The organism is Geomonas sp. RF6 (assembly GCF_021044625.1).
Taxonomy (GTDB): Bacteria; Desulfobacterota; Desulfuromonadia; order Geobacterales; family Geobacteraceae; genus RF6.
This window is the reverse complement of sequence record NZ_CP087999.1, coordinates 5,105,196-5,116,313: the sequence shown is the minus strand read 5'-3', so window position 1 is coordinate 5,116,313 and position 11,118 is coordinate 5,105,196. Positions and strand designations below refer to the sequence as shown.

General features: G+C 61.4%; 10 protein-coding genes. 5 read left to right on the top strand and 5 right to left on the bottom strand.

What is annotated here, in order from left to right:
* Positions 1–62: 62 nt before the first annotated feature.
* The 5 genes from greA to LPW11_RS21690 all read left to right on the top strand — a co-directional run bounded on the left by greA (position 63) and on the right by LPW11_RS21690 (position 5,176).
* Positions 63–539 carry a transcription elongation factor GreA gene (gene greA / locus LPW11_RS21710; protein WP_230995956.1) on the top strand — a complete coding sequence of 159 codons (477 nt, stop codon included), beginning with the start codon at positions 63–65 and terminating at the stop codon, positions 537–539.
* Between the two features lie 99 nt (positions 540–638).
* Positions 639–839, top strand: coding sequence for a DUF1858 domain-containing protein (locus LPW11_RS21705; protein WP_230995955.1), 201 nt, complete (start codon positions 639–641; stop codon positions 837–839).
* 60 nt (positions 840–899) lie between these two features.
* Positions 900–3,206: an ATP-dependent DNA helicase RecG gene (gene recG, locus LPW11_RS21700; RefSeq protein ID WP_230995954.1), complete on the top strand. Its 2,307-nt coding sequence runs from the start codon at positions 900–902 to the stop codon at positions 3,204–3,206.
* Between the two features lie 1,089 nt (positions 3,207–4,295).
* A complete protein-coding gene (locus LPW11_RS21695; RefSeq protein WP_230995953.1) occupies positions 4,296–4,670 on the top strand; it encodes a VOC family protein in 375 nt (124 codons plus the stop codon).
* Between the two features lie 53 nt (positions 4,671–4,723).
* On the top strand, positions 4,724–5,176 hold the full coding sequence (locus tag LPW11_RS21690; RefSeq protein WP_230995952.1) for a DUF4385 domain-containing protein: 453 nt from the start codon (positions 4,724–4,726) through the stop codon (positions 5,174–5,176).
* 64 nt (positions 5,177–5,240) lie between these two features.
* Here LPW11_RS21690 and LPW11_RS21685 read toward each other — a convergent pair whose 3' ends face one another.
* From LPW11_RS21685 to LPW11_RS21665, 5 genes are all read right to left on the bottom strand, one after another.
* Positions 5,241–5,435, bottom strand: a complete 195-nt coding sequence (locus LPW11_RS21685; RefSeq protein WP_230995951.1) for a twin-arginine translocase TatA/TatE family subunit — start codon at positions 5,433–5,435, stop codon at positions 5,241–5,243.
* 73 nt (positions 5,436–5,508) lie between these two features.
* The gene (tatC, locus tag LPW11_RS21680; protein WP_230995950.1) at positions 5,509–6,351 is read right to left on the bottom strand and encodes a twin-arginine translocase subunit TatC; all 843 of its coding nucleotides are present in this window, start codon (positions 6,349–6,351) and stop codon (positions 5,509–5,511) included.
* Between the two features lie 36 nt (positions 6,352–6,387).
* On the bottom strand, positions 6,388–6,555 hold the full coding sequence (locus tag LPW11_RS21675; RefSeq protein ID WP_230995949.1) for a twin-arginine translocase TatA/TatE family subunit: 168 nt from the start codon (positions 6,553–6,555) through the stop codon (positions 6,388–6,390).
* 93 nt (positions 6,556–6,648) lie between these two features.
* Entirely contained in the window at positions 6,649–7,572 is a 924-nt protein-coding gene (locus tag LPW11_RS21670; protein WP_230995948.1) for a C-GCAxxG-C-C family (seleno)protein, read from the bottom strand.
* Positions 7,573–7,656: 84 nt separating this feature from the next.
* Positions 7,657–11,058 carry a cytochrome c3 family protein gene (locus LPW11_RS21665; RefSeq protein WP_230995947.1) on the bottom strand — a complete coding sequence of 1,134 codons (3,402 nt, stop codon included), beginning with the start codon at positions 11,056–11,058 and terminating at the stop codon, positions 7,657–7,659.
* Positions 11,059–11,118 lie beyond the last annotated feature (60 nt).

The following is an 11,118-nucleotide window of genomic DNA, read 5'->3' as shown; positions in this document are numbered from 1 at the left end:
TTTGTTACTCGAGAAAGAGGGGCCTTCGGGCCCTTCACCACTTCACAAGAGGAGTAGAAGAGATGTCCCAGTCCGTCCCTTTGACAAAGGAAAGCTATGAGGCACTCCAGGAAGATCTGAAGCGCCTGATAAGGGAGGAACGTCCCAAGGTTATTCAGGACATAGCTGAGGCCAGATCGCACGGCGACCTCTCGGAGAACGCAGAGTACGACGCTGCCAAGCACCGCCAGGCCTTCATCGAGGGGCGCATCGCCGAGCTCGGCGACAAGCTCGCTCGCGCCTACGTCGTCGACCTTTCCAACCTGAAGCCTGACAAAGTCGTCTTCGGCGCCACGGTGACGGTGTACGACACCGCCACAGAGGAAGAGATCACCTACAAGATCGTGGGAGAGGACGAGGCGGACATCAAGGTCGGCAAGATCTCCTGTACTTCCCCGGTGGGAAAAGCCCTCATCGGCCACAAGCTCGACGACACCGTGAAGGTGAGCGTCCCGGCCGGTCTGAAGGAGTACGAGATCCTGGAAATCAGGTACGAATAGAAAAACCAAGTTCCCCGCAGGGAAATTGGAGGCCGGCGAGGAGACCCTCCTCAGCCTTCACTCTTTATCCTTCAGCCTCAACTACCAAAGGAGAATAACATGAGCCAGCAGGTAACCAAAGACATGACCTTCGCCGCAGTTATGAGAATGCACCCGGACACGGTCAAGGTCCTTAAAAAGTACAACCTCGGCTGCGTCGGCTGCATGGGCGCCCAGAACGAGTCCCTCGAGCAGGGTTGCGCCGCTCACGGCATCAACGTCGACGACATCGTCAACGACCTGAACGCCATTTTCCAGTAAGACCGACCCGGGCGGCGGCCACATCGGCCTCCGCCCGGTTTCTTTCCCCCTTCCTTTCCGATGCCGATCATCACTCTCTCCCCAGACGGCACCCTCGCGCTCCCCGAGGAGATCAGGGACTCCCTCTCCCTCAGGCCCGGAGACCTCCTCAGCGTGGAGGCCGTCGACGGCTCCCTGCGCATCTCGCTGCACACCCCCAAAGAAAAAGCGGAGAAGCCCATGATCCGGAAACCGCAGGATCTCCAGCATCCCGCCGAGCTCGCCACCCCCATACGCGTCATCAAGGGGGTGGGGCCCAGGCTGTCCGACATCCTTTCCAAAAAGGGGATGTGCACGGTGGAGGACGCCCTCTACGTCCTGCCGCACCGGTACGAGGACCGGCGCGAGCTGCAAAGGATTGCGGCGCTCCGGCCGGGCAGCAGCGCGGCGTTTTTTGCTTCCGTGGAGTCTGCGCAGGAGATGACCACGAAGGGGGGGCGGCGCTACTTCGAGGCGATCGTAAAGGACGAAACCGGGAGCCTCACGTTGAAGTGGTTCCACTTCCACCCTGCCTTCATGAAGAAGAATTGGCTCCCGGGGCGGCGCGGGATCTTCATCGGCGAGGTCTCCCAGTTCGGCTACCAGCGCGAGATGCACCACCCGGAGGTGGAATGGGCTGGCGAGGGGGAAGAGCTCGCCGAGGTCATGGCGCGCGATCCGGAGAACTTCGGACGCATACTCCCGGTGTACCCGCTGACGGAAGGGGTGACCCAGAAGGTGATGCGCAAGGTCATGCGCCAGGTCGTGCGGGACTACGCGCGTTTCGTCCCCGATCTACTCCCCGCCGAGATCGTGGAGCGCCAGGCACTTCTCCCCCTGCCGCGGGCGCTGAAGGAATCGCACGATCCGGATCCGGCGACGGCTCGCCTCGCGGAGCTGAACGAGGGGCGCGGTGCGGCACACAGATCTCTCGCCTTTGACGAATTCTTCTTCCTGCAGCTCGGGCTCGCCCTCAAGAAGCGCGGCATCGCGCTGGAGGAGGGGATCAGCTTCCAGGTCACCCACCGCTACACGAAGGAGCTCACGAAGCTCCTCCCTTTTTCCCTCACCGGTGCCCAGCGCCGCGTCCTCACCGAGATAAAGGAGGACATGATGACTCCGCACCCGATGCACAGGCTGGTGCAGGGTGACGTCGGTTGCGGGAAGACCCTTGTGGCGCTCATGGCTGCGCTCATCGCGGTGGAAAACGACTACCAGGTCGCTATTATGGCGCCCACCGAGCTCCTCGCCGAGCAGCACTATCTGAACATCCGCGGCTACTGCGACACCCTGGGAGTGACTACCGCGCTTCTGACCGGGAGCATCAAGGGGAAGAGCGACACGCTGGGAAAGATCGCCTCCGGAGAGACGCAGATCGTTGTGGGGACCCATGCGGTGATCCAGGAGAAGGTGGAGTTCAGGCGGCTGGGGCTCGGGGTCATCGACGAGCAGCACCGGTTCGGCGTCGTGCAGCGGGCCCTTCTGAAGCGGAAAGGGATCAATCCGGACATCCTTGTCATGACCGCCACCCCGATACCGCGCACCCTCTCCATGACCGTCTTCGGTGACCTCTCGCTCTCGGTTATCGATGAGCTCCCGCCGGGGAGAACGCCGATAGAGACGAAGGTAGCGCGCGAGTCGCGGCGCAAGCAGGTGTACGGAGTCGTGCGCGAAGAGGTGAGCCAGGGTCGGCAGGCCTACATCATCTATCCCCTGGTGGAAGAGACCGAGAAGAGCGACCTGAAGGCGGCGGTGCAGATGGCTGAGGAGTTGAGCACGAAGATCTTCCCTGACTTGCGCGTCGGCGTCCTGCACGGCAGGATGGCCGCGGCCGAGAAGGAAGCGGTAATGAAGGCGTTCAAGGCGGGCGAGAGCGACATCCTCGTGGCAACGACCGTCATCGAGGTGGGGATCGATGTGCCGAACGTCACCGTCATGGTGGTGGAGCACGCGGAGCGTTTCGGCCTGTCACAGCTGCACCAGCTTCGCGGCAGGGTAGGGCGCGGCAGCGCCCGCTCGCGCTGCATCCTCATGACCGGCGACCGCGTCTCCGAAGATAGCCTGAGGCGACTCGAGGTGATGGAGCAGAGCAACGACGGCTTCGTCATCGCAGAAGCCGATCTGGAGATCCGCGGCCCCGGCGACTTCTTCGGCACCCGCCAGGCGGGGATTCCCGAGCTTAAGGTGGCCGATCTCCTGCGCGACGCAGGGGTGCTGGAAGAGGCAAGAACGGAGGCGTTCGCCCTTGTAGAGGATGACCCCCATTTCCGCGCCCCCGGCCACGACACGCTGCGCCGCGAACTTATCCGCCGCTGGGGGGGCAGGCTCGAGCTTGCCTCCATCGCATAGCCGGCGTTGCGCCTGGCGAGTCACCGTAGGCCGGGATAAGCCGCGAGGCGTTCCCGGCAGTCCACGTGCGTCCATCGCGTAACGATCCCCTGCCGCAAACCACCAAAATCGCTTGCCTGCACGCGTCCCTCCGATAAAAGCTCCCTCCGTGGAAGGGGGGGGGCGAGTCACCGTAGGCCGGGATAAGCCGCCAGGCGTTCCCGGCAGTCCACCACAGACGCAGCCGCGCCCCAGCGGATGCCGGAAACGCTAGCGCTTATTCCGGCCTACATGTCACTTCACGTCTCCTCCCCCCATTACCGTAACCATCTTAAACAAGCTGTATCGGTTCCCCAACCTGCCGCAGCAACGAAAACGTCGAGCCTATCGAGTCACCGTAGGCCGGGATAAGCCGCCAGGCGTTCCCGGCAGTCCACCACAGACGCAGCCGCGCCCCAGGGGATGCCGGAAACGCTAGCGCTTATTCCGGCCTACATGTCACTTCACGTCTCCTCCCCCCATTACCGTAATCATCTTAAACAAGCTGTATCGGTTCCCCAACCTGCGGCAGCAACGAAAACGTCGAGCCTACCCAGTCACCGTAGGCCGGGATAAGCCGCCAGGCGTTCCCGGCAGTCCACCGCAGACGCAGCCGCGCCCCAGTGGATGCCGGAAACGCTAGCGCTTATTCCGGCCTACATGTCAGTTCACGTCTCCCCCCCCCCATTACCCTAACCATCCTAAAAAAGTATCGGTTCCCCAACCTGCGGCAGCAACGACAACGTCGAGCCCATCGAGTCACCGTAGGCCGGGATAAGCCGCCAGGCGTTCCCGGCAGTCCACCACAGACGCAGCCGCGCCCCAGCGGATGCCGGAAACGCTAGCGCTTATTCCGGCCTACATGTCAGCTCACGTCTCCTCCCCCCCATTTCCGTATCCCTTTTAAATAAACTGTACGGGTTCCCCTTTACAGGAGCAGGACCAGCAGTGGAAAATATCCTTAGGTGTAGCCGCGAACGCCACTGCAAGTTGCGGCGCGACATTCTGAGGTACTGCAACGGTCCGGTGAGTTGCAAACATGCCCTTAGGCCATTCACAGGAGATACAGTAATGAAAGGTAATCCCATTGCCTGGTTCGAAATCTATGTGCAGGACATGGAGCGCGCACGGCGCTTCTACGAGTCGGTGTTTCAGATCACGCTGCAAAGGCTGGAGTCGCCATTTCCGGGACCGGAGTTGTGGGCGTTTCCGGCCGACATGGGAACGTACGGCGCGTCCGGTGCGCTGGTGAAGATGGAAGGGTGCCCCTCCGGAGGGAGCGGGACGCTGGTCTACTTCCATTGCGATGACTGCGCTGTCGAGGAAGGGCGCGTAGCGTCTGCCGGTGGCGAGGTGCAGCGCAGCAAGACCTCCATCGGCCAGTACGGCTTCATATCGATCGTGTTTGATACGGAAGGGAACGCCATCGGCCTGCACTCGATGTAGGCGTAGAAAGTCGGGCACTGGCTGGGGCAAAGTGAAGACGCCCATCTGCAACCATGACTTTTGACTACACCCTCGACTTCTCCAGTATCGACTTCAGAAAGCACCCGGAGCTTTACCGGATCGGGAAGGGGGAGCAGGGGGTGCTGCTTGTGGAGCCTTACAAGAGCGAGATTCTTCCGTACTGGCGCTTCAAGACTCCCGACCTCGCGAGGCAATCTGCCGAGAGGATCTACCGGCTCTTCCTGGAGTACAGCGCTCAGGGAGATTTCGTGGGGATGGACATGGCGCGCAAGTTCCTCCAGATGGGGTACACCAGGTCGAGGCGGTACGCCAATCACCGCTCCGGACGGAAGTACGACAGCGACGGCATCCACTTGCCGCGGGAAGAAGATCAGGTGAAGGCGGCTTCGGCCGCTATATTCTACGAGATGTGGCAGAAGGTTCGGGAAGACAGCCACTATAGTGAGCTAAAGAAGAGGCACCGGGAGTTGTACGAAGGGGTATGAAAAAGAGAGCCCGCCTCCCCATGGAGAGACGGGCTCTTTCGTTCATTCATCTTTTTCAGAGCACCTACTGCTCGTTTTTGCACTCTTGTTTGCACTCTTCTTTGCAGCTGATCTCCTTCGGCTCTTCTTCCGAGGCCGTCTTGAAGCTCCTGATTGCGCCACCAAGCGACGCACCGAGTTGGGGGAGCTTCCCCGGGCCGAAGATCACCAACATGATGACCATGACGATTACCATTTCCGGCATGCCGATTCCAAACATGTCCTACCTCCTATTTGCACTTCTAAAAGTGGGGCCATCTTGCACAACAGCAAAAGATGCTACAGTCATCCGCTCAGGCAGGAACAGGCACAGGCGCGAGTTTCTCCCTTTTACCAAAGATCAACGCGGTCCAAATGCTGATCTCGTACATCAGGTACATGGGGATCATGATCACGAACATGGTGATCAGGTCCGCGTGAAAGGCGGCGACGATGGAACTCGCCAAAAGGGCGTATTTCCGCTTGGGGGCTAAAAGCTGGTAGCTGACCAGTCCAAAGCGCGTGAGTACCAGGGTGAGGACGGGAAGCTCGAAGATCAGGCCGAAGACCAGAATCAGGCGTAGGCAGAAGTTGATGTAGGCTGTGATGTTGAACCAACCCTGCAACCCCGCCGCCTCGTAGGAGAGGGAGAAGTTGATGATCACCGGCCAGATCACCGTCAGGAAAAACGCCGCCCCCACACAGAAAGCGAGGGAGGCTGCGGCGACAACGGGCACCACCATGCGGCGTTCCCTGGCGGTGAGTCCCGGCGCAATGAAAAGCCACACCTGATGAAAGATCACCGGTAAGACCAGTATCAACCCGGCCATCATGGAAAGCTTGCACTGGACGAAGAACGGTTCCAGCGGTGCGCTGTAGTTGAGAAGGTGCCTTTTGGGGGCGGTGGCGATCTCCTGCTCGAGCTTATAATGGCCGTAAAGGGCGGGGGAGAGCTCCTTTACCTGGAGGTACACCTCTTTCTTGATCCCTGTAAGATAGGTGTGGCCCGTCAGCGGCCGCTGAACGAATTCGAGGAGGGCGCCGGAGAAGTTCCAGGCCACTCCCATACCGATCACCAAGGCCACAACCATGACTATCAGCCTTTTTCTCAGCTCCGTCAGGTGTTCAATCCAAGTCAGCGTTTTGCTATCAGTCATGTGAGACCTTCTTTCGTCAAAAAGAAACCGGCCGGGTCAGTTTTCTTCGGGCTTGATCTCGATATCACGGCCTTCGGATGCGTTTTTGAAGTTACGGAGCGATTTCCCGAATGCACCGCCTATTTCAGGCAGACGGTTGGCTCCAAAGAGGACGAGGACGATTAAAAGTATGATTGCCAACTGCGGCATTCCGAATCCAAACATCACTTTCTCCCTAAAGTTATTGCAGCGGAAACGTGGGCGGGCCTCGCGGCCCGCCCAATTTGCGCATTGCAAGGGTTCTATTTCAGTGTGCGGTTACTTCCTGCCGGAGGTCGGCTCGGTATGGCAGGGGAGGCAGTCCATCTTCGTCTGCGCATCCTTTTTCGTCAGACCTGCCGTCCCGGAAGGATCATGGCAATCGAAGCAGCCGGCCATGGCGGCGGGTTTGGCCCAAGCGGACGGGTTCGTCTTATTCACAATCGTCTCGTTCAGGAGGGCGGCCGTGTAGGCGGCGGTATCGCCGGTTACCTTGGCGCAACGGTCTTCTTTCAGACCTCTCGCCGGACTCCCGCCGTCCGTATCCCCCAGTTTCACATGGGCTGCGGCGAGCCACTTGCTGACCGAGATGTGGCACAGCGGCGAGTCGGTCACCGCATGCCCTTTCACCTCGGCATCCGGTATCGGACGCGGGACGGCTACTTCCGCAGGGAAAGCGGTCGGGAAAACCACTGACCCGTCGTAACTGTCGAGGCCGGCCAGCGGGAAGTTCTGCTTCGTGTACCATTCGAACACCTTGCTGGCGTGAGTGCCGTGCAGATTCATAAGGTTCAGCACCCCGGCGGAGCCGGCGATCGCGCCGCACAGTGTGCCCCAGCCGCCAGCTCCGCCACCGTTGCACCAGGCGTAAAGATTGAGGGGGACGTCGACCCAGCGCTTGGGGTCGGTGCCTCCCCTGGTGTGGGCATCGAGGATGCCTGCGAGCAGAGCGCGCGCGGAGCCGAGGCCGCAGCCACTATAGCTTTTGTAGCAGTAGTAGCCGTACTGCCGAACCTTTTCAACGTCAATTGCGACGGTCGGGAGCGGGAAATCAGCCGTACCTATCGACGGGGTGGCAGCCTCGGCCTCACGGGGATTGACCAGAGACCCCGCAGTGAAGCCGACGGCGGCAAGGCCAATGGCACCCACTGCCGTGTTGCTGAGGAAACTGCGCCGGGACAGACCTTCTTTTTTCTCTTCCATTAATTCTCTCCTTTTCGAGATCGCTGGGCGATCGGTCATTATTTGATTTGCATCTCTGACTGCTGGATTGCAGTTTCTTCGTCGTTACAGGCCGAGCGCGCCGTCGCTTATGAAGTCGATGGAATCGTTTATGAGCTTCATCGCGTAGCTGTAGTTGTGGGCATAGGCGCCCTTCTCGCTCCAGAGCAGGTTGTAGTTGTAAGCCGCACCCATGGTGTGCTTCCAGTTTGCGGCGCCGTATGCCGCCGCCCAGTCTGTGACGGGAGTGTTAGCACCGCCTTCCACGTACGGTGCGGTGAAGAAGAAGGGGTGTACCGGCCCGTAGTGGATCCCCTTGGCGGCAAGCGCGAGCTTCAGGTTGTTGAGGGCGGCATCGTAATCTGCTTTCAGCTGCGCTGCGTCCAGGGTCCGGGCCTTCGTCCCGTCGTGGCAGGTGATACAAGCGGCAGCGGCAAAGCTGTGGTTCTTGCCGGGCATGTGGCAGGTTACGCAGGGGCCCTGGCCGGTGGCGCCGAGGTTCTTGTGAGCGCCGAGATCGTCGTTCAGACCGAAGTCATACCCCTTGTTGTACAGGGTGGCGGCAGCCGGCTGGTAGTGGGGGTCGACGAAGACGCGGATGCCGGTGGTGTTTGTATCGGCCTTGATGCTGTTACCCGTTTCGCGACCGCTGTGGCAGCGGGCACAGAGGGCGGAAGCTCCGGCAACGTTGAAGGTGGCAGTGGTGTTCGTCATGTTGATGGTGAACTCCGGAGCCGCATCGCGCAGTGCGCCGGTGGCGACGTCGGTGTGGCAGGCGGAGCATGCGAGGGTCTCAGCGGGCTTGAGGACATCGCTTGCCTGAAAGACGTTAGCGATGTTGTTCTCGTTTCCAAGCTTCTCCACGAATGCGGTGCCGTTGTGGCAGCGGGCGCAGGCAGAGCGGTTGGCGCTGCGCCAGTCGAAGTGAATCCACGCTTCGCCAGCGGTATTGCCGTGGGCGGACCCGGCATACTGCGGGAGGGCGGTCTTGTTCGCTGCCGTATCGGCGTGGCATTCGGCGCAGGAGACCGGCAAGGAGGCGGTGCTGATGTACTGGGCCTTCTGGAGGGAAGAGCCGCCGTTGTGGGCCGGGGTGACGCTGGTGTGGCAGTTCGCGCAGGAACCTTGTGCCGCCAGATTCGCCTCGGTGTGTGCTGTGGCAAGGGTGGTTGCGCCGCTGGTGAACGGTCTGGAGAGCGCATCCATCTGTGCATCGGTAAGAGGCTTGACGAACTCGTCCGGCATGTGCACCGCGTCGGCGCCACGCTTGAAGAGGACGCGCGGGCTCGCCACGTTCATCTGCTCAGGCATCCAGGTTCCTTTCGGATCCACGAGGTCAACGAAGTCGAACTTCAGGAGGCTCACGTTCTGCGGGACCGGGATTACCCCTTTCGGCCCTTGCCATGCGGTGCTCAGATCTGCTACCGCGACACCTGCTGCCGCTTTCCACTTCACGACGTCGACGGGAACGCCCGCGGCAAGGTTCGTGGCGGTGGCGGTGCCATGGCACGATACGCACCTGAGCGCGCCGGTTCTGGTGATGGAGTGGCTGTAGTACGGAGCGATGGAGACAAACGTCACACCCTGGCCGTCGTCCGCGCTGCTACCTTTTGCAGTCTGGTCGGCCATGAGGCTCTGCATGGAGCCGGGATACACCTTCGTCTTGCCGTCCGGCATGACGCGGTTCACGAGGAAGCGCCACGACTTGTCGCCCTGCCCGCCGAAGCGCGCGCTGGCGAACTTCTGGTGGGTCACGCTGCCGTCCTTGATCCCTTCGTTGTCGAAGTGGCAGTTGTAGCAGGCGACCACGGACTGGATGTGGCAGGTGGAGCAGTCGATGTCCGCCATGTGCTGGACGTGCTCCGGGATGTTGCTGATCGGGCCCTGAGCCTTGTTCAGCCCGTGGCAGTTGGCGCAGGCCGCGGTGATGGCGCCCGGGGAGAGGAGGCTGGTTTTTGCCGTGCCGTCGCCGTGCATGTCGCTGGAGGAGTGGCAGGCGGCGCAGCTCATACCCGCTGCGAAGTGTACGTCGGAGAGACCGAACCCTTGCGGGCTTCCTTCATATGCTTGGCGGCTGTGGCAGCCGTAGCAGGTCATGGGGGAAACGGCCGTTGCGGGGGTTGCGGGGGTGTGGCAGTCGACGCAGGAGGCTGCGGTCCAGGTGTCTACCCCGTCGACGGTCGTGGCCTGCGCATTGTGGCAGCTGGCGCAGGGGATCTCCGAGTAGGGGGTGTCGACGTAGTTGCCGAAGCCGAGCTGCAGCGGGGTGGCGTTGGGGTCGCCAAGGCCGTCATTGTAGAAGGTACCCTTGCCGGGGCGGGTACCGTGCAGGCTGGTGCTGAACTTCGTCTGGACGGCGTCGTGGCACACGATGCACGAAGAGGCGGGGGCGCTTACGTGGGTGCGAGTCGCCGAGTGCGCCGTGACGTGGCAGGAGACGCAGGTGCCGGTGAAATCCTTGTGCGGTGCAGTGGTGGCGAACTGGGGGTTGCGGTTGTAGTGGCAACCGGTGCAGGCGTCGATGGAAGCCTGATCGGCGCTCTTCACATTGAAGCTCAGGACCTTCGAATCGCTGGCGCCGGAGGCGCTGGTAGCCGTCACTGTGACGCTCACGCCGGTGGTGGCCGTAGGCGTAAAGAGTCTCTTTTCCGGGTGGTTGGCAACCGGTGCCAGAGTACCGCCATTGGCGCTGAACTGGTAGGTGGCGGGGCCGTCGTTGGTGATGCTGGCGGCGGTGATGGTGATGGGGACGGGGCTGTCTACCACGCCACTGTAGTTATCAGCGTACGGTGCCGCCTTTATGGTCGCTACCAGGCCGAACCCGATCTGGTTATAGGTGGCGTCGCCGGTGACGGTGACATCGTAGGTGCGCGCCTCCCCTTCGAAGACGCCGGTGACGGCGTTGCCGTTTATGTCCTTAACGATCTTGTAATCGGCATTCGGCGCGGCGGTAATCCTCACCTTAGCGCCCGACTTGAGGCCGCTGATGGAGCCTTTGCTGATGGAGCCGATCGGCCTGGGCACCGGATCGGATGAAAGTGCCTGAAGCGTCACCACGCCATGTCCCGGCTGTACGACGGATACTGTGTACGTGGTCGCGGTGTAGTAGACGACGAGGGTGTGGTTTTTCGCCGGGGCTCCGGCGGCAACCACGTAGGCGCCGTTTACCGGGTCGACTTTCACACCGTCGACGGCGACCTGAGACAGGGAGTACCCTGTCGCCGGTGCCACGGTGAAGCTCTGGGACGCGGCGGTCGACTTGAAGTAGCCGATGCGCGGCGTGTTCCCGGTCTTGGTGATGGAATAGACCCGTGGGGTGCCAGTGGAATAGGTCCCAAAACCGACGGACCCGGCACCTGCCTGCAATGACCCCAGCCCCGAACTGATCTTTCCCGTGACCGTCCAGGCCTGGGCAAAGCTCGGTACCGCGAGCGCGAGGGTCAGTAGTAACCCTACTTTTCTCAACATGTATCTCTCCTTTGGAAGTATTTTTTTCGCTGCTTCACGGGACGACGCGAGCGGCCAGGC